The following is a 25,644-nucleotide window of genomic DNA, read 5'->3' as shown; positions in this document are numbered from 1 at the left end:
TCGATCGAAATCGAACTTCAAGTGGCGCGCTGGTCCATTCGCGCCTTGCTGCCTTACTTCGAAGCGATGGTGATGAACACCGGTCCCCGCGCTTCGGTCAACGACAGCGTGCCACGTTCCCCGTGCGGCACGCCGTATACATCGGTGACGATCGCATCAGCCGGCAGATGCGATACATCGAGGTCCATCACGTTCCCATTCCCGTAACACCACACGACGTACTTCGTTGCGTGCGCGCCATCGAGTTTCAGCACGACGTAGCGCGCTTTCTCATCGATGAAATAGCGAGCGTGCACTTCGCCCGCGGTGAAACCGAACAAATGCTTGACTGCGTCGTACGCGGGCAGCTTTGCATTGTTGGCATCGAGCAAGCCGAAGTTGTGCTCCATTTCCTTCGGGTCCGTCCCATCGTCGCGCATGTCGTAGTAGGACGTCAGTCCGACTTGCGCGATCCAGTTCATCAACAGCAGCCGCACCGCGTAGCGAGCTTGCCGCGCTCTTGCTTCGGGTGCGTGGCCGTCGTTGATCTCAGACACATATTCGTATCCAACGCTTGGGTACGACCATTCGGTTGCCCACACTTGGGGGCGTTTTGTATAACCGTTGAGGTCTTCGCGCAACACTCGATAGTCGTCGAGCACGGTTTCCGGGTTCTGCTGTCGATACGGATGCACGCTCACCGCATCGGGACCGAGCGGCTTGCCGGCTTGTCGCGCGGTCGCGCTCATGTCGCCCACGGCACGGATGAATGCGCGATCGATCTGTTGCACGCCGCCCGTCGCGACGATCGCACGCGGATTGGCCGACTTCGCCGTCGTCACCGCTGTTTCAAGCAACGTGCGATAGGCACGCGGCGAAGGCGGCGCGAGCCAGTACTTCTCGTCGTCCTCCTCGTTCCATACTTCGAAACGCACCGGCGCGTTACGGTAGCGATACGCCGCCATGTGCACGTAGGTACTGAACGCGCTCAATTGCACGGCGGAGGTCGGTGGCTGGTCCGGGCTGAAGGCGTAATGCTTGTAGCCGAGGATGAACAACGCGCCCAGGCCGCGTGCCGAAAGATTGGAGACGAGACCGTCGAAGCCGCCGAAATGCCAGCCATCCGGCGCCTGCACCGCTTCCCAGAAGAGGTCCGTGCGAACGAAGGAGAAGCCGACGTCCTTCACGGCATCGAGCAGATGCAGATCGGCGATTTGATGAATGGCGACGCCCGTATTCGCGCGGGACGCGGCAAAGCCCGGCAACTCGATGTACGGATGCTCCGTCGATTGCGACGCGCCGTCGAGCACGAGCGTCGGTGCGGCGGACGCCGCGTGCAGCGAACCGCAAAGGGAGATGAGCGCGGCAAGCACGATGCGCCGCGCCAAGCTTACGTTGGTCCGGATCACGACGAATGCCTTCCGAACGTATGACGGCTTGCTTCGAGTGCCGCGACCTGCTGGTTCGCGCGGCTCGCTTGCAGCCAATGTTCGTTCGACTGTGGCGCGAACCCGTTAAAGCCATAGCCACGCGAAGGCGCTTGCGGATACCACGGGGCAACCGGTCGAGCCATGAGCGCCGGCTGTCGCAGGTAGCTGATGGCAAGACCCAGGAACAGCAGGCAGCCGATCGATTCGCAGATGTCCGTGCTCGCCGCGCTGAAGACGAGATACAGCAGCACCGACCACGCAGCGCGATCGTTCGACGCCGAATTCAGCATGAGCCGCACGAGATACACGACGAGCACCAGCGCGCCGACGAAACCGAAGCACGCAATTGCATAGAGCACGGTGTTATCGGCATACGCAACGTTGAAGCCGAACGGGCTTTCGTAATAGCTCGCGGCCGAGCCGAACGCGCCTGGCCCGAGACCGAACCAGATGCGTTCGTGCTTCATGAGACCTTCGATCAGAAGCGGCCACGTGTTGATCATTCGATCCTGGAACGACGACAGCGTGACGTATCCGCGGCTCGCCAAGTTGAAGGCGGAGGCGGCGAAGAATGCGACGATCGGCAAGACGATCGGGAAGCCGCTCGCCCACAGACACGCTCGCTTGATGCCGCGCGTGGAAAACAGCATGTGCACGATGACGACGATTGCGAGCGACACCGGCGCGGTCTTGTTGGTCGTGGCGTAGATGGTGGCGCCGGCGAGCGCGAGCAGCACGAACTGCAGCGCCTTCGAGCGGATGTGCATCAAAAGCCACGTGGTCAGAAGGCCGGCCATGAGCGCCACCGATGCGCTGTCGCGACCGAATCCCGACAGCCGCGATGCAACGCCGACGTACGAGGACGTGGCCATCGTCACGTTGTGTCCACCGACCGATACGCTTGCGCCCACCCAAGGCAGCTTCAGCATGCTATTGGCGAGAATACCGATGCCGCAAAGCGCGGCGAGTGTGAGCAGTCCCAGGAACGCCGAGCGTCCGTTCATGAGCGCGAGCGTTTCGCGGGACGCCGTGAGTGCGAAAAGCAGAGGCGTCACGCTCCACAGCCAGAATCCGACTGCGGCAGGCTCGACGCCGTGCGACAGCGAAAGGAAGGTCTGCGTAAGCAGATATAGCGCGATGAGCGCGTGCGTCGCCTTGGGCCGCGTGAGAAGGACGTAGAGCACCCAACCCAACATCAGCACCTTGGGAAGATACGCGGCGGGCGCCATGCCCATCGTCGACGTGTAGTAGCGGATCACGCCGGAGAGCACGTCGCTCGCCACTGCGACGATGAACGTCGCAACCCATAGCTTGTCTTTTAGTGATGCTTTGTTCATCGAGTGACCGTCGCATGTCCGTCGGAAGGAAAAGTCGGTTGCACGATCAAATCGGCAGCCGCTTCGTGTTCTTTGCACGCTTGGCGCAGAGTCGATTCAAGTCTGGCTGGACTCGTCTCAGGACCGAAAATTACCTTTGTACGACAAGTGACTCTGTGCGCGTACGCACGCATGAATTTGCGGGCGACAGCTAAACGTTTGCGCCACGGTCCAAACCGCCTCTCACGCACATCGAGCGTGCGGTAAGCCACTTATCGCAAGGTGCCAGTTGAAGCCCGGCTAAAGCTTTTAGGCGAGCGGTTTGAAGGGGGAATCACAAGACTCGTGCGCAGTCTATGCGGGCGATTATCTTCGTGCGTTTCGCGACTGCAACCGCGGTTGATCGCAGGCGATTAATACGCAATAAATTCGGCGCATATCCGGACCGAAAAGGCACGCTGTCGCATTCCGCCACAGCCTTAGCCACAATGGCGCGCCGACGCTATCGCGTATGAAGATTACAGAATTCGTCGTTATTGAAAGGTTTGAAAACGATTCAAAAGCCAACATCATTTCGCGTCAAACTTTAGGGTGGAAAACAGATTATTTATTCACGGTTTTGTACTATAAAAGTACGTTTTTCCGTTTGGTCCAACTGGTTACATGCTGTTACGTCTTTTATCGTACTTAACGACGTTTCAACTGTGTAACATTCCTCATGACCCCTCCGGCAATAAACGGATGACGGTCGCGCCTTAATTGTCCAGGCGCATAGGCTGATTCGCCTCTCTCTCCCAAAGCACTGCTTACCGAGGTCCTTCAAGGCACTCGGGGGAGACCCTTTGCGCGGTCAGAATCAATGCACACTGAGCCATTATCCAAAATGAAGAATAATCGTCTGGTCGTAATTTCGTGCTATTTAGGCACCCTAATCTTGTCCGCATGCGGTGGCGGTGGCAGTGACGGAACGCCGTCGAGCGTCGTCAACAGCGCAACCGATCCCGTTGCGGTGGTGGATATCGCCAAGCATCCTGCTTCGGTGAGCGGCACCGTCATTCCCCCGGCCACGTCGATCAGCGACTCGTCGGGCGCGGTGTGGACGGTCAAGAGCGGCGTGGTGTATCGCGCCAATCAGAAAGCCGGCTTCTCGCAGGACGTGATCGCGCTGCTTTGGTACGCAGGCAAGATCTATCAGCAGAACGTGAACAAGCTCTGGTGGGTCTGGCAGAACAACACGTGGGCAGTTTCGGCCGATCCGCGCCCTGCTGCTTCGACGCCCGCCAGCACGCCGGCATCGACGAATGCGGGTTCGACTTCGGGCTCTGCTTCCGGTTCGACTACGACAGCCATGCCGTTCTTCGGCGTCAACGAGCACTATGCCTACGGCGGCGTCTATTCGTCGACGCCGCTCAGCACGCAGGCTTCGACCATGGTCGACCTCGGCCTGACGGGCATTCGGCAAGACGTGCACGGTTACGATCAGATCGACACGCTCGCGAACAAGGTCATTCCCGGCCTAGGTTCCAGTGTCACGGTGATGCCGCTGATCGATGCCTATCCGTGGGACGACCCTTCGCTGAACGGCAAGACGCCGACCGAAGACAGCGCCTACGCATATGCGTATTCCATGGCCGCTTACGCCGCGACCAAGCTCAAGGGCGTGCCGGTTGTCGAGTTCGGTAACGAGTACGACCTCGACACGCATAACCGCAAGATTGCAAACGATGGCGTGAACGTTTCCGACTACGACAACACCACGTGGCCAATCTGGCGCGGCGCGCTGCGCGGCTATTACGACGGCTGGCGCTCGGTGGATACGGCCGGCCAGACGAAGGTCATTGCCACGGCTTCGGCGGGCTTCCTGTACCTCGGCTGGTACAAGGGCATGTTGACAGGCGTGCAGCCGGATGGCTCGACGGGACATCCGAAGGTGAAGACCGACATCATCCAGTTGCACTGGTACTCGGACGGTCTCGATCCTGAGAACACGTGGGGCAAGGACGGCACCAACTACAACGTGCTCAAGATCATGCACGACACGTACAACCTGCCGATCATGTTCACGGAAATTGGCGTGAATATGGACTTTTCGACGGCTCAGGCACAGGCCTATATCACGAAGACGGTCCCGGAACTTTACGCGGCACGCAGCACGTATAACGTGATCGGCTTCCAGTGGTACGAGCTCTACGACGATCCTACCGGCGACTACGGCATTCTCACGAATAGCGGCGCGAAGAAGGCGATCTATTCGACGATGAAGGCAGCAGTGGCGGCTTCGAAGTAATCGAGTTTTGCTGTAGTACCAAAACACCCGGCGCAAGGTTCAACATGCCTTCCGCCGGGTGTTTCGCATTTCAAGGTCTCACGCATTCGCGATCGAAACGCCCGCGCGCTGAAGAATGTGCTGATTACGCGGTGACAAGTTCGCGAACTGCAAACGCTTCCCTGCCTTTCGATAGCGGTCTTGCAACGTTTCGAACGCCACGATTGCAGAGTGATCCGCGACATGCAGATGCTGGCAATCGACGATGACATCGTCCGCATCGTTCTGCGGATCGAAGAGGTCCTGAAAATTCGCCGTCGATGCGAAAAACAGGGTGCCGTGCAATACGTAAGTACGTGTGCCCTTTTCATCGGATTTCGACTCCGCGCGAATCTCGCGGGCATGTTGCCAGGCGAAGTTCAACGCGGCGATCACGATGCCGCATAGCACCGCAATCGCCAGATCGGTGAATACGGTAATGACCGTGACCGCAACGATCACGATTGCGTCATTACGCGGCACTTTACCGAGCACACGGAGCGATCCCCACGCGAAGGTCTGCTGCGCCACGACGAACATCACGCCGACAAGCGCGGCGAGAGGAATTCGTTCGATAAACGGCGACAGGAAAAGGATGAACAGCAAGATCATGATGCCGCTCGTCGCACCCGATAAGCGGCTGCGTCCGCCCGAACTCAGGTTGATCATGGTCTGACCGATCATGGCGCAACCGCCCATGCCGCCGAACAAGCCGGATACGATATTCGACACGCCAAGCGCCACGCATTCGCGATTGGGCTGTCCGCGCGTTTCGGTGATCTCATCGGTCAGATTGAAGGTCAGGAGCGTTTCCAGCAAGCCGACAATCGCCATGAGAAGCGCGTAAGGGAAGACGATCCTGAGCGTATCGAGATCGAGCGGTATCGTCGGCAGATGAAAGCTCGGGAACGCGCCCGCGATGTGCGCCATGTCGCCCAGTGTCCGCGTCGGCAAGTCGAGCAACTGGCTTATCAGGCCGATACTCAGAATGGCGACGAGCGCCGGCGGCACCGCCTTGGTGATGCGCGGCAGCAGATACACGATCAGCATCGTCAACGCGACGAGACCCGACATGACCATCAACGGCGTTCCCTGCAACCAGACTTCGCCTTGCGGTGTGGCGCGTTTGAAATGCTCGAGCTGCGCCATGGCAATGATGATCGCGAGGCCATTCACGAAGCCGATCATCACGGGATGCGGCACCATGCGGATCAGCTTGCCGAGACGCAAAAGTCCGAAGACGGTCATCAGCACGCCGCCGAGAATAACGGTAGCGAGAAGATACTGAGCGCCGTGCTCGACCACGAGAGCGACGATGACGACCGCCATCGATCCCGCCGCGCCGGAAATCATGCCCGGTCTGCCGCCGAAAATGGCGGTCAGCGCGCAGATGATGAAAGCGCCGTAAAGGCCCATCAAGGGATTCACCTGCGCGACGAGCGCGAACGCAATGCACTCGGGAACGAGCGCAAACGATGACGTGAGGCCCGCGAGCACATTAGCGGGAACATGCGTGAGCCATTGCTGCTTGAGAGATTGAATCTGCATCGAATGAGTTCCGCAGCCCGCACATGGCGCACTGCGTTTGAAAGCCGGCGCGAAACGCCGATGGTGTCGAACGGAGTCGCCGGTGTCGAATCGACGAGATGGCAGCACGTCGCCTGAAGCAAGCCAGGCGAACGCACCCGTACACGCGAACCCCCAAGGTGCAAAGCCGTCTGAACGGTAGGAGGTTCTCGGAAAGCTACATGGGTGCGTGAGAAATTCGGTGTGGGCGGGAGATCGCCCGGGAAGGCTCGTAGTTTACCCTAATCCGTAAATTCGAGTGATGCGCTTGCCCCGGCCATGTCATGCAGCATGCGCTTGAATGCAATCGTCGACATTCCACACTTCACTCCAACTCAAAACGTTTCCACTCAGGCATCGGCGATACTGCAATCACACGCCGCTAGCAACTTCGCGGACTCGATGAACAACTCTTTGAGCGTACACATCATGAGCCGGGAAATCATTCGTGTCGAACCGCTTTCAAGCTGGCTCGAGCGCTGGAATGCGCCGACCTCCGCCGTCACGCGTCATCGCGACACGGTGTACGTGTCAGGCTTTCCTCCGTTCGATCCGCAGACCGGCGAGATCATGCAAGCATCGATCGAAGTGCAGACCCAACGCGTGTTGGAGCAACTGAAGCTGTGCGTCGAGACGGCGGGTTCATCGCTGGATCAGGTTCTCAAGTGCAACGTCTATTGCACCTCAGTCGCCGCTTTCCCGGTCGTGAACGACATCTACGGACGATTCTTCGGCCCCAATCCGCCCGCGAGAATCTTCGTCAATGTGCCTGCGTGGCCGGGACATTTCGATATCGAGATCGACTGCATCGCGGCGATATAGCGTGCTGACGTGTGCCCTCAACTTCCCCGCACCGTTCCCGTCCGCCCAAGCCGCGCGGCCAGCACGGACAACGCATCGTAGGCTTCGCGCGATACCTCGTCCCACGCTGCGATAGCCCGCGACTGCGCTTCCACCACCGCGCGGTCGCCTCGCGCGGCGGGGCCTGTCAGCGCATCGCGCGGGCCGAGGGCAAGCACGTTATCGACGGAATTGCGCGCAAGCGTATGCATCATGTCCTGAATCAGCGTGTCCGGAATGCCCGCCGCTTGCCACATCTCGACGGACATCGCCGCGAGCACCGGCAAGAAGTTCGACGCCATGACGGCCGCCGAGTGATACAGCGCCTTGCTGCCCGGCTCGATGTCGAAACACCGCGCACCGATCGCGCCCAGCACCTCGCTCCATGCGCCACGCGCGGCGGCGTCGCCTTCCAGACCGCATGGCGTGCCTTCGAACTGGAAGACGGAGGTGCCGGGGTTGGCGAAGCTCAACACGGGATGCGCGCTCGCAACGCTCCAGCCGATGCCGCGCAAAGGCGCGAGCGTGTCGGCATCGAGCGCGCCGCTGCAATGCACCGCCACCGATGCGCCCCGGCCTTCGTGCGCGCGAGCGAGCTGCTCGGCCACTTCGGCGATGCGCATGTCGGGCACCGACAAGAGCCAGATATCGGCGGGGCGCATCGTGGCCAAGTCTTCGGCTACGCGGCCCGCGCCGATGAAATCGACCGCTTCGGCGGCGCGTTTGGCGTCGGTATCGAAGACATCGCCGATATCGAGCACGCGGTTCGCGACGATCAGATTGCCAAGCGTCGCGCCCACGCGCCCCGCGCCGATGATGTTGAGTTTCGCCATGATGCGAAAGCGCGTGCGCCTCAACCGTGCCGAATGGCGATGGTCTTGAGGCTCGTGAAGCCGTAGAGCGCTTCGAAGCCTTTCTCGCGCCCGTGGCCGCTCGCCTTCACGCCGCCGAAGGGCAGTTCGACGCCGCCGCCCGCGCCATAGTTGTTGATGAAAACCTGCCCCGCCTGCAGCTTGCGCGCGAGGCGCAGACCACGCGAGCCATCGCGCGTCCAGACGCCCGCGACGAGGCCGTATTGCGTGCCGTTGGCGAGTCGCACCGCTTCGGCTTCGTCGTCGAAAGGCATGACGGCAAGCACCGGCCCGAAGACTTCTTCCTGCGCGAGGCGGCTGTCCGGCGGCACGTCGCGAAACAGCACGGCTTCCTGGAAGAAGCCATTACGCGATGCCTCCGCCGCGATCTTGCCGCGCGCCGCGACACGGATACCTTCGCCTTCCGCGCGCTCGACGATGCCGCGCACCCGCGCCTGCTGCTTCGCGTTGACGAGCGGCCCCATGTCGAGGTCCATCGACGGCGGACCGGAACGCAGCGTCTCGAAGCGCGCGGCGAGCCGCTCGACGACGCTTTCGTAAATGCCGCGCTGGACCAGCAAACGGCTGCCCGCCGAGCAGGTCTGCCCCGCGTTCTGGATGATCGCGTTGAGAATGACGGGCAGCGCTTCGTCGAGATCGGCATCGTCGAAAACGAGTTGCGGCGACTTGCCGCCGAGTTCGAGCACGCTCGGGCAATGACGTTCCGCCGCCGTGCGTCCGACCAGCGCGCCCGTGACCGTCGAGCCCGTGAACGAGATGTGGCCGATGCCCTCGTTCGCCGACAACGCCGCGCCCGCTTCGCTGCCAAGACCCGTGACGACGTTGATCGCGCCCGCCGGAAAGCCGATGTCCGCGGCGATTTCGGCGAGTCGCAGAATCGACAGGCTCGCGTCCTCGGCAGGCTTGACCACGCACGCGTTGCCCGCCGCGAGCGATGCGCCGACGCTGCGCCCGTAAATCTGCATCGGGTAATTCCACGGGATGATGTGCCCGGTCACGCCAATCGGCTCGCGCACGGTCAGCACGGTGAAGCCCGTCGTATAGGGCAAGGTCTCGCCGTGCAGCTTGTCGACGCAGCCCGCGTAGTACTGAAGATAACGCGCGAGCACGGCCGCGTCGGTGCGCGCGGTCTTGAGCGCCTTGCCGGTGTCGCGCGCTTCGAGTTGCGCGAGTTCGTCGCCGTGTTCGAGCACGGCGGCGGCATACGCGAACAACAGATTCGAGCGCTCGGCCGGCGAGAGTTTGGCCCACGCTCCATCGAGCGCTTCGCCCATCGCGCCGCGCGCGGCGGCGACCGCAGCATCGATATCGGCGGCGTTGCCGCGCGAGATGTGAGCGAACGGCTCGCCCGTGCTCGGATCGATGACATCGAGCGTCGCGCCGCTATCCGGCGCCTTCCATGCGTTGCCGATGAAGTGTCGATATTCCATGTCTTACTCCGTGATCAGTGCGTGTTCCGTGACGGCATCGGCGATCGCCGTGCCAACTTCGACGGTGTTGGCGCCGCCACCCATGTCCGGCGTGCGCGGACCTTTGTCGAGGACGGTTTCGATCGCCGCGACGATGGTTTTGGCGGCCGCTTCGTAGCGCGCCTCGCCGCGTCCGAGATGCTGAAGCATCAGCGCCGCCGACCAGATCTGCCCGATCGGATTCGCGATGCCGCGCCCGGCGATGTCAGGTGCGGAACCATGCACCGGCTCGAACAGCGACGGAAAGCGCCGCTCCGGATTCAGGTTCGCGGAAGGCGCGATGCCGATGGTGCCCGTGCAAGCCGGCCCGAGGTCGGACAGGATGTCGCCGAACAGGTTGGATGCGACGACCACATCGAAACGGTCCGGGTTCTGCACGAAGTGCGCGCACAGAATGTCGATATGGTACTTGCGCGTTTCAATGTCCGGATAGCGCTTCGCGGCTTCGGCCAGACGCTCGTCCCAGTACGGCATGGTGATGGAGATGCCGTTGGACTTGGTCGCGGCCGTGAGCTGCTTGCGTGGCCGGCTTTGCGCCAGTTCGAACGCGAACTTGAGAATGCGGTCCACGCCCGTGCGCGTGAACACGGCCTGCTGCGTGGCGAATTCGCGCTCGGTGCCTTCGAACATGCGCCCGCCCACCGACGAATACTCGCCTTCGGTGTTCTCGCGCACCACCAGAAAGTCGATCTCGCCGGGCTTGCGGTTCGCGAGCGGCGACGGCACGCCGGGCATCAATCGCACGGGGCGCAGGTTCACGTACTGGTCGAATTCGCGGCGAATCTTGATGATCGATTCCCACACGGCGGTGTGATCCGGCACGACGTCGGGCGTGCCGACCGCGCCGAAGAAAATGGCGTCGTGCTTGCCGATCTGCTGGTCCCAATTCGCGGGCATCATCGTGCCATGTTGCAGGTAATGCTCCGTGCACCACGAGCCGAATTCGTCGAAATTGAGCGCAATGTCGTAACGCGCGGCCACGGCCTTCAGCACGCGCAGGCCTTCGACCATCACTTCCTTGCCGATGCCGTCGCCGGGAATGACGGCGATGTTATGAGTTGTTGCCATGATTTGCAAAGCCTCCGAAAGTGCGACGCGGGAATGCCCGGCGAGACGGCACAGGAGGCGGGCGCACCCAAGGCGCGCCTCTATGGAAATTGCGTTGTCTCCTGCGTCTCTTTTGCTCGCGAGCGCGGCCGCGCCCGGGCATCGGACTATGTCGAATGCCAATCTAGCGGACGCATTCGAACGACGGAAGTGCGAATCGAGGAACGGTGGCTTCGAAAATCCGGAAGGGCTCAGCGCGCGGGGCGCTCGGTATCGAGTTGCGCCGTGCTCGCGGGTCCGATCTCACTCAGAAAGTCGAACAGCCTGCGCGTAGGCAAGGCCGCCGCGCCTTCGCGCATGCCAACCGACATCATCCGTTCGGCCCAGGAATTGGTCAGGCGAATGAAGCGCAAGCGCATCGGCTGAAGAAACAGCTTCACGGCGCCCTCGGGCAACACGCCGATACCCTGCCCCACGGCGATCAACCGGCACATGGCCTCGAAGCTCTGCACCTGCACGCGAAAGCGGATGGTCTTGCCCGCCAGCGCCGCTTCCTTGACCAGCATGCGCGTGACCTCGGCTTTGTCGTCGAGCGCGACGATATCGTGTTCGAGCAGCGCGGCGAACTCGATCTCGTCGCCCTGCAATACATGATCCTCCGGCACGACCACGCTGATCCGGTCGCTGCAATAAGGCGCGAGGCGAATGCCCTCCATGCCCGTTTGCGACGTCACGACGCCGATATCCGCCCGGCCATCGCGCAACGCCTGCAAGATGTCGGCGCTGCGCAATTCGCTGATATGCAGCTTGATGTCGCGATACTTCTGCGAGAACGCTCGCAGATGCTCGGGCAACTCCTGGCTGATCGCGGAGATGTTGGCGAAGACGCGCACCCGGCCCACCGAGCCTTTCGTGTAGTCGGACAGCTCGCTATAGATGGCGTCGGTCTTGAGCAGCAGCTCGGTGCCGTGGCGCGCGAGCGCTTCTCCGGCGGGCGTGGGCTCGACGCCCGCCGAAGTTCGATTGAGCAGCGCCACTCGGAAATGATGCTCGAGCAGCGCAATGCGCCGGCTGGCCGTCGACAAGGACATATGCGAATGCTGCGCCGCCTTCGACAGACTCCCCGTCTCGACTGCGCGCAGAAAGAGAGCCAGTGAGGTGAGATCGAACAAACCAGACGCTCCGTGAATGGATCATGCCGCGCAGTATGGCACCCTCGCGGCGGCCCTCAGTCTTCGCGCCCTACAGGATTACCCTGAGCGATGCACGCGCGTGGCCGCTCGCATCGGGCGTTCGAACAATTCGAAAGCCCGCTTCAAGGAATTCGCATATCGACGGCGCGCGGCACAGGCTAAATTTCTCATGTCCTGCTGCGTCCGCCGTTTGCCACGAATCCGGCGACACTGACAGGGCTTTAAAAAAATCAGTACATATATGACGGAGACAGACGTGGAAATCGATGCGACCAGCATGCCGGGCGGCGCTCTGCCGTCCGCACCCGCGCGCGACGCGGCCGCCGAGGACCGGATTTTCCGGCGCCTCGCGCTACAGATCCTGCCCATTCTGATGTTCGCGTACATCACCTCGTATATCGACCGGGTGAACGTGAGCTTCGCCAAGCTGCAGATGGCCCAGCAACTCGGCTTCTCCGATGCCGTCTTCGGTTTCGGCGCGGGCATCTTCTTTCTCGGCTATGTGGTCTTCGAAGTGCCGAGCAACATGATTTTGCAGCGCGTCGGCGCGCGCCGCTGGATCACGCGGATCATTCTGTCGTGGGGCATCGTATCCGGGCTTACGGCGTTCGTCGCCACGCCGATGCAGTTCTATGCCATGCGCTGTTTGCTGGGCGTCGCCGAAGCGGGCTTCATTCCGGCGATCATCTTCTATATCAGCCAGTCGTTTCCGAGGCACTGGCGCGCTCGCATTCTCAGCATGTTCTACGCGGCGCTCGCGCTGGCGGGACTGATCGGCTCGCCGCTTACCGGCTTCATCATGGAATACTTCAACGGCCTGATGGGCTTGCCGGGCTGGAAGTGGATATTCATCATTGAGGCGCTGCCCGCGTTTCTCGCGGCGGTCTACACGTGGCGAGGTCTGGAAGACGATGTCACGCAAAGCAAACACTGCAGCGAACCCGAACGCGCTTTGTTGTCGCGCGTGCTCGCCGCTGACCGTGCGATCACCGCCGAAGCCAATCACAAGGGCCTTTTGTCGAGCTGGCTCGTGTGGGCGTTTTGCCTCATCTACTTTCTCGACGTGTTCGGCATCTACGGCTACACCTTCTGGGCGCCGACCATGATCAAGTCGATGGGCATCAAGAGCGACTTCGTGATCGGCCTGCTCGCGGCGCTGCCAAACGCGGTTGCGGTCGTCGTCATGGTGCTGTTCGGGCGCAGCGCTGACAAGCGCGGCGAACGGCGCCTGCATGTCGCGGCCTTGCTGTTGATGGGCGCGGCAGGATTGTCGCTCTCGGTGCTCTGGCATGACAACCTGTGGCTCGGCATGCTTGCGTTGTGCATGGCCAACGCGGGATTGCTGTCGTTGCCGCCGCTTTTCTGGAGCATGCCGACGGCGGTGCTGGGCACGAGCGCGGCTATCGGCATTGCATGGATCAGCGCCTTCGGCAATCTCGGCGGCTTCTTCGGTCCTTATGTGGTGGGGTATCTGAAACAGCTTTCCGGCGGCCTTACGCTGCCGATTTTCTCGATGGTCGGTTGCCTTCTGCTCGGCTTCGTACTGGCGGTGATGTTGCCCAAGAGGCTCGTCAACCGTTGATGCGGATGCAACCGGCTTTCCAAACGACAACTCGAAGAGATAGAGCATGAAGCAACGCATCGGCATGATCGGTATCGGTCTCATGGGACACGGTATTGCGCGCAACGTGATGAAGCACGGCTACCCGTTGAGCGTGGTCGAGCATCCCGGCAACCAGCCGCTCGACGAACTGCTGGCGGGGGGAGTCAAGACCTTCACCACGGGCGAGGCGCTCGCGCGCGAGTCCGAGATCGTCATTCTGTGCGTGACCGGATCGCCCGAAGTGGAAGCGGTTCTGAGTGCGCCCGATGGCGTGCTCGCGGGTTTGCAGCCAGGCACCATCGTGATCGATTGCTCCACGGCCGTGCCCGCATCCACGACGCGCGTGGCCGAGCGCGTGACGCAGGCGGGCGGCCTCTTCATCGATGCGCCCATGACGCGCACCGCCAAGGAAGCGCACGAAGGACGTTTGAACTTGCTGGTGGGCGCGGACCCGGAATTGTTCGCGCGAGTGGAGCCGCTGCTGCGCACGTTCGCGGAGAACATCACGCTGGTCGGCGGCACTGGCGCGGGACACAGCATGAAGCTGCTGCACAACTTCGTGTCGCTCGGCACGATTGCGTTGATCTCCGAGGCGGCTGCCTGCGCGAAGCGTGCGGGCGTGGACCCGCAAACGTTCGTCGATGTGCTCGCGAAGGGCGGCGGAGGCGGCGCGGCGCTGGAGCGGCTGCGGCCATCGCTTATCGACGGCGATCCTTCGAGCATGCCGTTTCATATGTCGAACGCGCTGAAAGACCTCGGCTACTACGTGACGATGGCCGGCGACACCCGTGCCGTCGATGCCATTGCCACCGCCGTGCAGTCGACTTACGCAGCGGCGGTCGAGCTTGGGGGAGCGCACAGGACGTTGCTGGAGTTGCCGGGGTTGTTGGGTGATGCGGCTGCGGATTCCGAGCGACGTTGACGGCGTTGCTGGCCGCACATTGCGGCATGAAGCGGGCGGCGCGTGAAGCTCGTTTGATCGAACATTTCGCGCCGCCTCGAACGAATTAATCAGCGACGCCTACCCGCAAAAGGCCGCCAGCAGCCCTTCTCGGCGCCCCTAGATCAAACATCGAAGTTTACAAATTCCCAAACACCCGGCAGAATTGCGCCCGTTCTAATGCGAATAGTTCGCATTTACGGCCAATAACTCGACGACGGGAATAGGGATGAAATCAGCACCACGGGGCAGTACAACCATCGGCAAATGGGCGATGCGCCCGTCCACACTGGCGACGCTCCTGCTCTTCGCCACCAGTCAATCGGCCCTTGCGCAGCAAAGCGACACCGGCTCATCGACATCCGGCAACGCCACCGAAGCCACACTCCCCGCAGTCTCCGTCACCGCTTCATCCGACACCGATCAAGGCCAGCATCTGCGCCGCGACGTTAGCACCGGCGCGCTCGGCACCCGCACGCAACTCGACACGCCCTACTCGACCACTATCGTCACCGGCGAAGAACTCGCGGATCGTCAGGCGAAAAAGCTCGGCGATGTCTTCGCGCAGGACGCATCCGTGTCGGACAACAGCAATCCGTACAACGCGTGGGCGAGCTACATCACCGTGCGCGGCATGCAACTCGACTGGCAGAACGGTTACAGGATCGACGGCCAGCCGTTCAACGCCTACGGCATCACCATGCCCTACGAGCAACTCGAAAGCGTCGAACTGCTCAAGGGCTTGTCGGGCTTCATGTACGGCTTCGGCGCGCCCGGCGGCGTGGTCAACTATGTGACGAAGAAGCCACCCGTCACGGATAAGCAGATCGCCAGCGTCGATGTCGGCTATGCGTCGACGGCCGTATGGTCCGAGCATGTCGACCTGGGTGGGCGTATCGGACCGAACAGCATGTTCGGCTACCGCTTCAACGCGACGCACGAGGAAGGCAAGACCTATAACGACGGCAACGTGCGCCGCGATTCGTTCTCCCTTTCCGCCGATGCACGCCTCACGAAAGACCTCACCGCCACCTTCGGCGCGCTGTATCAGGAACGCCATGCGTCGGGCATCACGACGGCCATCTCGACCGCGCAATACACGGGCGCCTCGTTGCCCGCGACGCTCAGTGGCGGCAGTAGCACGCTCGTCACGCCGGACCAGCATCTGAACACGAACTTGCAACTCTATACTGCCGGCTTGCGCTACAACCTGAATCAGGACTGGACGCTTTCGGCCTCGTACAGCTTTAGCAAGAGCACGCGGTATCGGAACGAGAGCACGTACAATCTGCTCGATCCAGCGGGCAACTACGACGACTTTCGCTTCGAAGGCAAGGAAGGGCATCAGCTGAATGCGTGGCAGGTCATGGCCGAAGGTCTCGTAAAGACCGGGCCGCTGCAACATCAGCTCGTGTTCGGCGCCGCGTATCAGAAGCAAACCAACGACAACACCGCGAACAGTTTCTACGACCAGATCGGCACGGGCAACATCTATCAGCCGAACGTCAATCGCTACGACAGTTCGGGCTTCTACACCTATCGCAACGCGGACATCACGCAGAAAGCGCTGTTTGCAAGCGATACCATCGCGCTCACCGAACGCTGGTCGGTGCTCGGCGGCGTGCGCTATACGAATTACGAGCAGCACGGCTACGGTATCGACGGCACGACGACTTCGACTTACTCGCAAAACGGCGTGGTCACGCCGAGCGTCGCGCTGATGTTCAAGCTCACGCCGGGCACGACGCTCTATGCGAGCTACGTCGAATCGCTGGAAGCGGGCAATGTCGTCGGCGACTTCTACGCCAATGCCGGAGCGATCCTCAATCCGCTGCGCAGCAAGCAATACGAAGTCGGCGTGAAGAGTCAGAACGAGCGCTGGAGCGCGACGGCTGCGCTGTTCCGCATCGAGCGCGGCGCGCAATACGCCAATGGCGATAACGTCTTCGTGGAAGATGGCGAGTCCATCTTCGAAGGCATGGAAGCGGGCGCGGATGTTCGCATCGGCCGGGACTGGACGGTCGGCGGCGATCTGATGTGGATCGCGACGCACTACAAGAAAGGCTCGACATTCGACGGCAATCGCGTCGCGGGTGCGCCAGGCTTCGTCGCGGCGGCCCACGTGAATTATGCGGTGCCCGTGGTTCCGGGCCTGACGCTTGGCGCCAATGCGAAGTTCACGGGCAACACGAACCTGCGTCCGTCCGGCGATCTGAACGTGCCGGGCTTCATGATCTACAGCCTTGGCGCGACTTACACGACACGCATCGCGGGACATAACGTCGGCGTGCGCGCGGCTATCGACAATCTGACGAATCGGCGTTACTGGGAATTCCAATATGCCGACTACATTCAGCCTGGCGAGCCGCGTACGGTTTCAGTCAATGCGCGTCTGGAGTTCTAAGGAGGATCGGGGGCGTTGCAACCTGGGCGCCCCTTCTCGCCTTCACGCTCAAGCGACCGGAATGGGATTGTCCGTCACGAACTGATTGAACTGCTCGACGAACGCATGTTCATTCGGTCCGGCGTTATCGCGCAGCGGCTTCGCGGCATCGACCACGACTTCCGTCGTCGCTTCCGGCAGCTTCTGCATGATTTCGGCGATGAACGCTTCCAGCTGCATCGCGCGCGGATCGCCGCTCTTGTGGACCAAGTCCGTATCCACCCACGGCGGCGCGATCTCCAGCACGCGCACGCTCGAATCGCGCAGCACGAAGCGTTGCGACATCGAATACGAATGGATTGCCGCCTTGGTCGCCGAATACAGCGCGGTCGCGGCGAGCGGCACGAACGCGAGCACCGAACTGTTGTTGACGATATACGCCTGTTGCTGCGTCTTCAGATGTTCGACGAACGCCGCGCTCACGCGCACCGTGCCGAGCAGATTCGTGTCGATGAGGCGCACCGCGGCTTCATCGTCGAGCGCGCCGCCTGCATCGTCGAACGGCATGATGCCCGCGTTGTTGATGACGACATTCAACGCCGGATACTTTGCGATCAATTGCGCGGCGACGCTGCGAATCTGCGCGGCGTCGGCGATATCGAGTTCAACCGTGTCGATGCCCGGATTCGCGCTTGCGACTTCATCGAGCAGCGCACGGCGCCGTCCCGCGACGATCACCTGATTGCCGCGCTGATGAAACGCTTCCGCCAACGCGCGGCCAATGCCCGAAGTGCCGCCCGTGATGAAGATGGTATTGCCCGTGGTTTTCATGGTCAGTCCAAATGTGGAAAAGAGAACGATGGTTCAGGCCGCGTAGCGCGCGGCGGGTGCGTTGGTCGACAGTTCAGGCGCCATCGCCTGACGCGCGGCTTCGTACGCCTGGTACTTGGCGCCGTCGTGCAGCGAGGGAATCGTCACCAGTTCGCCGCGCTCGAAGCCGATTAGCGAGGCATCGACCATGTCGGCCGCCGACATCACGATTGCCGGGTCCAGATTGGCGATAGGGAGCCCGCCGCTTTCCCAGAAGTCCGTCGCCGTCGCGCCTGGCAACACGGCCTGCACGCGCACGCCTTTCGCCGCGAGTTCGTGATGCAGCGACTGGCTGAAGGCCAGCACGAACGCCTTGGTGCCGCCATAGACGCCGTTGAGCAACTCCGGCGCAATACTCACGATAGACGCGATATTGATCACCGCGCCCTTGCCGCGCGCGACGAAGCCCGGCACCGCCGCATAAGTCAGGCGGGTGAGCGCGGTCACGTTGAGGTCGATCATGCGGGTCATTGCATCGACGTCGCTGTCGAGCAAAGGCGTATGCGTACCGACGCCCGCGTTATTCACCAGCAGCGTGATGCTCGCGTCGTCCTTCAGCTTCGCTTCGACACGCGCGAGCGCCGTGCGGTCGTTGAGATCGGCATCGATGATCTCGACGCCCTTCTGCGTTTCATTACTGATACGTTCGGCTAGCGCGGCAAGCTTCTCGCGGTTGCGCGCCACGAGGATAAGGTCGTAGCCCGAACGCGCAAGACGCTCGGCATAGACCGCGCCGATGCCCGACGACGCGCCCGTGACGAGGGCCGTGCCGCGATGGTTCTGAGACATGATGTCACTCCGGTTCGAATGGTGGTGGTGAATCCGTGAGTAGATTCTGCGCGAAATTGACCGCGACCGAAATGACGTATATGGTCGTGTTTTCGGACAAACGACTTTTTTCGGACATCGAGGACGAGGAAACATGCACAGCATCGGCTATTTGTTGAGCGACGGCTTTCAGGTGATGGCAATCGCGTCGCAGTCGGTGTTCGAATACGCCAACCACGTAGCGGGCGAGCCCTTTTATCGGATGGCCAACTATTCGGCGCACGGCGGCGAGGTGTGTTCGTCGTTAGGCATGAGCGTCGGCACGCGCCGGGTCAGTGCGCGTGCCTCCGTGGACACATGGATCGCGGCGGGCGTGAACACGCCGCTCGACACGCCGCCGCCTCACGAAATACTGGCGTTCCTGCGGCGCACGGGTACGCGGGCGCGGCGTATCGCGGGCATTTGCACGGGCAGCTTCGTGCTCGCGGAAGCCGGGCTGCTGTCCAACCGGCGCGCGACCACGCACTGGTTCTACGCACGCGAGATGCAAAGCCGCTTTCCCGATGTGCGCATCGAGGACGATCGCATTTATATCGTCGATGGTCCTATCTGGACGTCTGCGGGCATGACTGCCGGTCTGGATCTCGCACTCGCGATGGTCGAAAAGGATCTCGGCCCGGACGTTGCGCGCTCGGTCGCGCACAAGCTCGTGATGCCGCAAAGGCGTTCGGGCGGCCAGTCGCAGCATTCGGAGATGCTCGATCTCGCGCCGAAATCAGACCGCATTCAAAATGCGCTCAACTATGCACGCAAGAATCTGGGCCGGCCGCTGACGGTCGAGGAACTCGCGGGCGAGGCGAATCTCAGTCCGCGTCAATTCAGCCGCGTGTTCACGGAGGAGACGGGGCAATCGCCTGCGAAGGCCATCGAAGCGTTGCGGCTGGAAGCAGCGCGCCTGATGATCGAAAAAAGCCGGCATCCGCTGGAAACCATCGCGAAGGAAACGGGGTTTCGGGATCGCCGGCATATGCGCGAGGCGTTCATGCGCGGGTTTGGCTTGCCGCCGCAAGAGGTCAGGCGGCGGATTTAGCGTTGCATAGGCAGGCTAATCAGCGCGGCGCGGATACGACTTCCAGCGCCACGAGGTTCGAAACATAGCGCCCGGCCTTGCCGTCGTTGGGGATCACGAGGCGCGCAAAACCGGTGGATGTCAGCGGGGCGCCATTCATCGCATAAGCGACGATGTCGGGCTGATTGCCAAAGTCCGGCGACAGTTCGGCAAGCGAAATCACGACGCGATAGCCATCGCTGCCGGTTGCGATCACGTAGAAGCCGAGCAAGTCGTTTTTAGTCGCAGTGTTGGTCTGGATGCCCGCTGCGTTGATCAGGTCCCACAGGCTCACGCCCGTGTAGCTATTTCCGCCAGCCGTGCGCGTGACGGCAGGCAGCGCCTGCAATGCTGCTGCGTCGAAAGTCGCCGGGGGATTCAGCGCACCGAGAAGCTGGAACTGCGTCGTGAGACCGCCGCCGCCCGCCGTGACCGTGGACATCGCGGAATGGACTTCGAGCTTGACGAGGTTCGAGACGTATCGGCCGCCTTTGACGTCGCCGGGAGCAGTGATGCGCAGTGGACCGTCCGTGCTGTTGAGTGCCGCGCTCGCACCGTTGAGCGTCTCGGCATAGGCCACCAGATTGCCGCGATTGCCGAAGTCCGGACTCAGTTCGCCCATTGCGAACAGCGCGCGATAGTTGTCGCTGCCGGTCGCCACGACATACTTGCCCAGCACGTCGTTGTGAACCGCCGAATTGACGACGATGCCAGCCTGGTTCAACACGGACCACACCGTCGCGCCGGTGTAGACGTGGCTTTGCTGGCCCGTGCCGCTGCCGAAGGAAACGATTTGCGTCGTGGCTGGAAGTGCCTGGATCTGCGCGAGCGTGAGATTGCCCGGCGTGGCGACTTCACCGGACACGGACAAGGTCGCTTTCGGTGCGGGTGGCGAGTCGTCGTTGCCGCCGCAGGCCGTGACCGCGAACGGGAGCAACGCGAGCAAAAGCAGCAGCGAGGCAAGACGCTTGAAGTCGTGTGCAAAGCTCATCGGTGAGGTCCTTTATTCCGGGATCGTTATCGTCGATATATCGGCTCGCTATATCTACGCCGATACAACGCATAACGCTTACAGAATCGAAGGGAAATGGCAATGGGTAGTAGCAACTAGGAACAACGATGGGCGTATTGGTCATACAGAGCGGCGCCGACCGAATTCGAAAAAGCCGGCCGCGCGAGCGTTCGCAACGGCGCGTTGAATCACGGCCGGGTTCGGGAACGCAGTAATACTGGTAGCATCCACCCTCAGCCCGCACCCCGCCTTCCGGCAAGACAATGACAGACTCAACCGACCGCACCGTCTCGCTCGGCCCGCTTCCCTATGTCGTGGCCGCGACGTTCTTCATGGAGTATCTCGACACCACGATCATCGCGACCGCGCTGCCGCAGATGGCGCATTCGTTCAGTACGAGCCCCAATGCGCTGAGTCTCGGCATGAGCGCCTACATGATCGCGCTCGCCATCTTCATTCCCGCAAGCGGCTGGGTGGCGGACCGCTTCGGCTCGCGCAGCGTGTTTTTCAGCGCGATCGTGACCTTCACGCTGGCGTCCTTGCTCTGCGGCATCTCGCAGAACGTGGAGCAGTTCACGGCGGCCCGGGTTCTGCAAGGCATCGGCGGCGCGTTGATGGTGCCGGTCGGCCGCTTGACCGTGGTGCGCAGCGTCGACAAGAAGCAGTTGATGCAGGCCATCTCCACCATCACGTGGCCGGGCATCGTCGCGCCGGTGGTCGGGCCGCCCATCGGCGGCTTCATCACCACGTATGCATCATGGCGCTGGATCTTTCTGCTGAATCTTCCGGTGTGCCTCGTCGTATTGCTGGCCGTGCTGAAGTGGGTGCCAAATCTGCGCAGCGGCGAACGCCGGCCGTTCGATGTCACCGGGCTCATCCTGAGCGGTCTGTCGCTCACCGCCATCCTGTATGGCGCCGATATGGCAAGTCAGCCGGATACCAATCCGTGGGTCGGACTGGCCGTGATCGCGGTTGGTCTCGTCATCGGTGTGATCGCTTATCGGCATGCACTCGTCGCGCGGCATCCGCTCATCGACGTGACGACGCTGCGTATCCCCACGTTCTCGGTGACCGTGGTGACAGGCACGTTTACGCGTATCGGCATCGGCGCCGTGCCTTATCTCATGCCGCTTCTGTTTCAGATCGGCTTCGGGCTGTCCGCGTTCAAGTCGGGCTTGTTACTGCTTGCAAGCGCTCTGGGCAATCTCGGCATGAAGGCGCTCACGACCGGCATCCTCAAGCGCCACGGCTTCAGGAACGTGGCGATCATCAACTGTGCGGTATGCGGGGCGTTCACCATTGCATGCGGCCTGCTCACGCCGGCGTCGCCGCTCGTACTCACGCTGCTCGTGATCTTCGTTTATGGCGTGACGCGCTCGATGCAGTTCACCTCGCTCGCCACGCTCGCCTACGCCGATGTACCGACGCAGCAAATGAGCGCCGCCAACACGATGTGGAACGCGGCGATGCAAATGAGCATCGGGCTCGGCATTGCATTCGGCGCGTTGGCGTTGCGCACGGCATCGGCTTATCACGGCAAGGACGGCGCGCGCGCGCACACCTTCACACTCGACGACTTCCGCCTTGCGTTTCTCGCTGCGGGCGTGGTGACGCTCGTGTCGATCTACGGCTACGTGAAGCTCTCGCGGGATGCCGGGCACAAACTCAGCGGCGCATCACGATGAAGCCCGCCGCATGAGCAGCGATAAAAAAACGCCCGCGACGGACCTGTCGCGGGCGTGTTCCATGGCGGGTCATTGACGACTCTCTGCCTACCGGAGAAACACCGCGCGTCAGGAACGGGGTGTCTCTGACACGACCCTCGGTGATGTCCCACAGTATGGGTCTAATAAACGCAATGACATAGGTGAATGCCCGCGCTGACGGTCGATACGGCACCGTTCACCACGAATTAGATGTCGTCCTCCTTTCGCCCCGATGATTGCAATGCCGTAAGAGCCTGAATGATCGCGAGATGCGTCAACCCTTGGGGCAAGTTCCCGAGGTACTCGCCGGTTTGCGGGTCCGCCATCTCAGGGTAGATTCCGACGCCATGCGCGAGCGCTTCGATGACCGCATCGAAGGCCTTGGTCGCGCGGTCTTTCTGTCCCAGCAACGCGCGAGCTTCGATCTGCCAGAACGTGCATGCGAGAAAACACCCTTCTTCTTCGGAAGCACGGCTGTATCGATAGTGATATGCGCCTTCGCCCAGTTCGCGTTGAATGGCGTCGAGCGTACGTTCGGCGCGTTCCTTGCCGTCATAGCGAAAGCGTGTGGCGAGCGCCATGGACGCGTCGAGCTTGTCGCTGCCCGGATACATCACATATGCGCCCTTCTCTTCGGACCAGCCATGTTCGTCGATCCATTGCTCGATGCGATCGCGCTCACGCGCCCATCTATCGCGGCATGTGGTCGGCAACTGCCCGCTATCGGCCAGTTCGACCGCACGCGCGAGCGCTTCCCACGCGCTGAGTTTGGACATCGTGTAATGCTGAGCTTCCTCGAGTTCCCAAATGCCCGCGTCCTTCAGACGCCAGCGGTCGGCGCATTGATCCGCGAGACGCGAGAGCGTCTGAGCGCTCTGTGAATCGAGGATATTCCCCGCGCGCACGAAAACCGCGGCCGTTCCGAAAATATCGCCGTAAATGCCGTGCTGATGCTGATTGGTCGCGGCATTGCCTGTGATGACCGGCGCAGAATTCATGTAACCGGGAAGGCCGGTCTCGTGCACATCCGCGACGACGTCGCCTGACAATGAAAACAACACGCGCGCGCCTTGCGTCTCGATTCGCTTCAGTAGCCACGTAAAGGCCGCCTTTGCTTCTTCCTGCGCATTCATGCGCAAAAACGCCTTGATGGTGTAGCCCGCGTCGCGTATCCAGGCGTAGCGATAGTCGAAGTTCTTCTTGCCGCCAATCCGCTCGGGCAACGATGTAGTCGCGGCCGCTGCAATCGCGCCGCTCGGCGAAAAAAGCAAGAGCTTGAGCGCAAGCGCGCTGCGAATCAGAAGCGGCCGATACGGCCCGTCATAGCGCAGCTTCGTGGTCCACTCGCGCCATTCGTTGTCGGACTTGTCGATGCGCCTGTCGATATCCTCGATTGGCGGCACGACGAGCGGCTCGTCTTCGCCCGCGACGATCGCCACGGTCTCGCGCTGTCCCTCACGCACGACCACATGCGCGACGACACCGGCATCCGCGCGTTCGTCGACGACCACACCTTCGCTATGCAGAAAGAGCCCCAACACGCGCCCCGCATGAAACACCGCGCGTTTGCCGATCATCGAACAATACGGATTGATCGTATCGTCCTGACGCCCGAAGACGATGCGCAAGTCGAATCGCATCTCGCCCTCGATGCCTTCAATGCGCCGTGCTAGCTCGGCCCAGGGGAGTCTGCCCGCGCCGCCGCTGTTGTGCGACTCGACCAGCCTCGCGCGGCCCGACGCGGTGGTGAAGACGGTCTCGAGCACGTTGCTGTCGTCGCGATAACGCCGCTCGACTTCGAAGGCTTCGGCGGGCGTAATGGCAAAAAAACCGCCTGTTTGCGGATTCAGCAACCGGTCGAAAAGCGGCGGCGAGTCGATGCTCGGTACGCACCACCAGTCGATCGATCCATCCGCTCCGCTCAACGCAACGGAGCGGCCATCGCCCAACGCGCCGTAGGCATCGAGCGGCAGAAAGCCATCGGCGTCACGTCGAGTCTTCTCTTTGCGCGAATTCAATTTTTCGGCACCTTGTCGATGCCTTCGGCCGGATTGCTCGTGTTCACGAGTTCCGGCGACTTCACGGCGCGCAGCGTCTGCAACTGCGCGGACGTGTCGATACGCCGTGTGCGCACGAACGGATCGAGCTTGACCGGTCCACCGGTTTCGAGCGCCTTGACGATGCCTTCGATCACGCGCACATCGGCGAAACCTTCTTCCGCGTCGGGCTCCGGATGCGTGTCCTTCAAGATGCACTCCGAGAAGTACTTCATCTCGCCGCCGAAGTGGTCCGTGTTCTTGAACGAATGATTCTCTTCGTCCTGGCCAATCGTCACGGCCTGTTCGAGCGGCTTGCCGTACGTATAGCACGGCTGCATTGCGATGCTTCCCTTCGTGCCGACAGCAAAGAACGACTCCAGTGCGTTGGCCGCATACGACACGACGAACTGCGCGAGCCGGTCGCCGGGAAATTTCAGCGTGACGGCGACGGTGTCGTCGAAATCGCCGAGACCGGCTTCCGGATGCCGCACGCCGACAGCCGAAACAACCTCGGTCGGCTCGTCCTCGAACACGTAGCGCGCGGCGTTGAGCGGATACGGTCCCATGTCGAAGATCGGGCCCGCCGTGATGCCGCTCGTCGCGCGATGGTTTGCCGGGTCCACCTTCTGCACGAACGTGGACGTGAAAAGAATGATGTCGCCGAGTTCTCCCGAACGAATGCGTTCGATGGTCGACAACCTGCCGGGTTCGAAATGCAAACGGTAAGCGACCATCAGTTTCGCCGTCGATGCCTTCGCGGCTTCGATTATCGCCTGACATTGCTGCGTGGACACTTCCAGCGGCTTTTCGACGAGCACATGCACGCCCGCTTTCAGCGCCGGAATGACGAACTCCGCATGGCGCCAGTTCGGCGTGGCAAGGTAGATGGCGTCGACGTTGCCGGAGGCGAGCATCTCATCGAATTGCTCATAGCCATAGGTGTGCGCTACATCGTATTGCTCGCTCAATTTGCGCGCCTTCTCGGGATCGCTCGTAACGAGCGCGGTGATCTCCGAGTTATCCGTGTGACTCACGCCGGGCATCATCGCTTCCTGCGAGATGTCGCCCAAACCTACGATCGCATAGCGGACTTTCTTGCTCGAACCCAAACCTACTGCGGACAAAATACTCATCGTTGCGCCTCTTTTGGAGAGTGACGGTGACGGACAGGCATGCGCCCAAACGCCGGCCGTGAGAC

At 61.7% G+C, this 25,644-nt stretch carries 19 protein-coding genes; 7 read left to right on the top strand and 12 right to left on the bottom strand.

All coding sequences use genetic code 11. The annotated features are described in order from the left end of the window. Nucleotides 1-53 precede the first annotated feature (53 nt). Both NCR98_RS30775 and NCR98_RS30770 read right to left on the bottom strand, forming a co-directional pair. Nucleotides 54-1,388 (bottom strand): glycosyl hydrolase family 5, encoded by a 1,335-nt coding sequence (locus tag NCR98_RS30775; RefSeq protein WP_250469559.1) that lies wholly within the window; start codon nt 1,386-1,388, stop codon nt 54-56. Continuing rightward, the gene (locus tag NCR98_RS30770; RefSeq protein WP_244831472.1) at nt 1,385-2,746 is read right to left on the bottom strand and encodes a hypothetical protein; all 1,362 of its coding nucleotides are present in this window, start codon (nt 2,744-2,746) and stop codon (nt 1,385-1,387) included. Before NCR98_RS30770 ends, NCR98_RS30775 begins: the two co-directional genes overlap by 4 nt. A gap of 913 nt (nt 2,747-3,659) precedes the next feature. Here NCR98_RS30770 and NCR98_RS30765 point away from each other — a divergent pair. After that, on the top strand, nt 3,660-5,012 hold the full coding sequence (locus tag NCR98_RS30765; protein WP_250494804.1) for a glycosyl hydrolase: 1,353 nt from the start codon (nt 3,660-3,662) through the stop codon (nt 5,010-5,012). A 78-nt stretch (nt 5,013-5,090) separates the two neighbouring features. Here NCR98_RS30765 and NCR98_RS30760 read toward each other — a convergent pair whose 3' ends face one another. Beyond that, a complete protein-coding gene (locus NCR98_RS30760; RefSeq protein WP_250528224.1) occupies nt 5,091-6,578 on the bottom strand; it encodes a SulP family inorganic anion transporter in 1,488 nt (495 codons plus the stop codon). A gap of 447 nt (nt 6,579-7,025) precedes the next feature. On the opposite strand from NCR98_RS30760, the gene NCR98_RS30755 reads away from it, so the two are divergent. After that, on the top strand, nt 7,026-7,418 hold the full coding sequence (locus tag NCR98_RS30755; protein ID WP_244831489.1) for a RidA family protein: 393 nt from the start codon (nt 7,026-7,028) through the stop codon (nt 7,416-7,418). Nucleotides 7,419-7,435: 17 nt separating this feature from the next. Here the strand turns inward: NCR98_RS30755 and NCR98_RS30750 are convergent, their stop codons facing one another. The 4 genes from NCR98_RS30750 to NCR98_RS30735 all read right to left on the bottom strand — a co-directional run bounded on the left by NCR98_RS30750 (nt 7,436) and on the right by NCR98_RS30735 (nt 11,996). Further along, on the bottom strand, nt 7,436-8,269 hold the full coding sequence (locus NCR98_RS30750; protein ID WP_250528223.1) for a Rossmann-like and DUF2520 domain-containing protein: 834 nt from the start codon (nt 8,267-8,269) through the stop codon (nt 7,436-7,438). A gap of 20 nt (nt 8,270-8,289) precedes the next feature. Beyond that, on the bottom strand, nt 8,290-9,738 hold the full coding sequence (locus tag NCR98_RS30745; RefSeq protein ID WP_250528222.1) for an aldehyde dehydrogenase family protein: 1,449 nt from the start codon (nt 9,736-9,738) through the stop codon (nt 8,290-8,292). Nucleotides 9,739-9,741: 3 nt separating this feature from the next. After that, complete coding sequence (locus NCR98_RS30740; protein ID WP_250511285.1) at nt 9,742-10,845, bottom strand: tartrate dehydrogenase; 1,104 nt, start codon at nt 10,843-10,845, stop codon at nt 9,742-9,744. A gap of 230 nt (nt 10,846-11,075) precedes the next feature. Beyond that, the gene (locus tag NCR98_RS30735) at nt 11,076-11,996 is read right to left on the bottom strand and encodes a LysR family transcriptional regulator (RefSeq protein WP_244831497.1); all 921 of its coding nucleotides are present in this window, start codon (nt 11,994-11,996) and stop codon (nt 11,076-11,078) included. 277 nt (nt 11,997-12,273) lie between these two features. On the opposite strand from NCR98_RS30735, the gene NCR98_RS30730 reads away from it, so the two are divergent. The 3 genes from NCR98_RS30730 (at nt 12,274) to NCR98_RS30720 (ending at nt 16,964) form a co-directional block, all read left to right on the top strand. Beyond that, nucleotides 12,274-13,599: an MFS transporter gene (locus tag NCR98_RS30730; RefSeq protein ID WP_370652283.1), complete on the top strand. Its 1,326-nt coding sequence runs from the start codon at nt 12,274-12,276 to the stop codon at nt 13,597-13,599. A gap of 46 nt (nt 13,600-13,645) precedes the next feature. Then, nucleotides 13,646-14,542, top strand: coding sequence for an NAD(P)-dependent oxidoreductase (locus tag NCR98_RS30725; RefSeq protein ID WP_250528221.1), 897 nt, complete (start codon nt 13,646-13,648; stop codon nt 14,540-14,542). A 247-nt stretch (nt 14,543-14,789) separates the two neighbouring features. After that, complete coding sequence (locus NCR98_RS30720; RefSeq protein ID WP_244831500.1) at nt 14,790-16,964, top strand: TonB-dependent siderophore receptor; 2,175 nt, start codon at nt 14,790-14,792, stop codon at nt 16,962-16,964. Between the two features lie 48 nt (nt 16,965-17,012). On the opposite strand, the gene NCR98_RS30715 is transcribed toward NCR98_RS30720, so the two are convergent. Both NCR98_RS30715 and NCR98_RS30710 read right to left on the bottom strand, forming a co-directional pair. Next, the gene (locus NCR98_RS30715; protein ID WP_244831502.1) at nt 17,013-17,774 is read right to left on the bottom strand and encodes an SDR family oxidoreductase; all 762 of its coding nucleotides are present in this window, start codon (nt 17,772-17,774) and stop codon (nt 17,013-17,015) included. 33 nt (nt 17,775-17,807) lie between these two features. Beyond that, on the bottom strand, nt 17,808-18,602 hold the full coding sequence (locus tag NCR98_RS30710) for an SDR family NAD(P)-dependent oxidoreductase (protein WP_250528220.1): 795 nt from the start codon (nt 18,600-18,602) through the stop codon (nt 17,808-17,810). Nucleotides 18,603-18,735: 133 nt separating this feature from the next. Between NCR98_RS30710 and NCR98_RS30705 the strand changes: the two genes are divergently transcribed. After that, the gene (locus tag NCR98_RS30705; protein ID WP_250528219.1) at nt 18,736-19,671 is read left to right on the top strand and encodes a GlxA family transcriptional regulator; all 936 of its coding nucleotides are present in this window, start codon (nt 18,736-18,738) and stop codon (nt 19,669-19,671) included. A 19-nt stretch (nt 19,672-19,690) separates the two neighbouring features. Here NCR98_RS30705 and NCR98_RS30700 read toward each other — a convergent pair whose 3' ends face one another. Next, complete coding sequence (locus NCR98_RS30700; RefSeq protein ID WP_250528218.1) at nt 19,691-20,680, bottom strand: molybdopterin-dependent oxidoreductase; 990 nt, start codon at nt 20,678-20,680, stop codon at nt 19,691-19,693. A gap of 284 nt (nt 20,681-20,964) precedes the next feature. On the opposite strand from NCR98_RS30700, the gene NCR98_RS30695 reads away from it, so the two are divergent. Beyond that, on the top strand, nt 20,965-22,386 hold the full coding sequence (locus tag NCR98_RS30695) for a DHA2 family efflux MFS transporter permease subunit (RefSeq protein ID WP_250528217.1): 1,422 nt from the start codon (nt 20,965-20,967) through the stop codon (nt 22,384-22,386). 227 nt (nt 22,387-22,613) lie between these two features. Here the strand turns inward: NCR98_RS30695 and NCR98_RS30690 are convergent, their stop codons facing one another. Then, nucleotides 22,614-24,425 carry a glycoside hydrolase family 15 protein gene (locus NCR98_RS30690; RefSeq protein ID WP_250528216.1) on the bottom strand — a complete coding sequence of 604 codons (1,812 nt, stop codon included), beginning with the start codon at nt 24,423-24,425 and terminating at the stop codon, nt 22,614-22,616. After that, nucleotides 24,422-25,579, bottom strand: coding sequence for a Gfo/Idh/MocA family protein (locus NCR98_RS30685; RefSeq protein WP_250528215.1), 1,158 nt, complete (start codon nt 25,577-25,579; stop codon nt 24,422-24,424). Before NCR98_RS30685 ends, NCR98_RS30690 begins: the two co-directional genes overlap by 4 nt. Between the last annotated feature and the right edge of the window lie 65 nt (nt 25,580-25,644).

The sequence above is a fragment of the Caballeronia sp. GAWG2-1 genome, assembly GCF_023631405.1.
Taxonomy (GTDB): domain Bacteria; phylum Pseudomonadota; class Gammaproteobacteria; order Burkholderiales; family Burkholderiaceae; genus Caballeronia.
The sequence above is the reverse complement of the archived record's forward strand: the minus strand, read 5'-3'. Positions and strand labels throughout refer to the sequence as shown.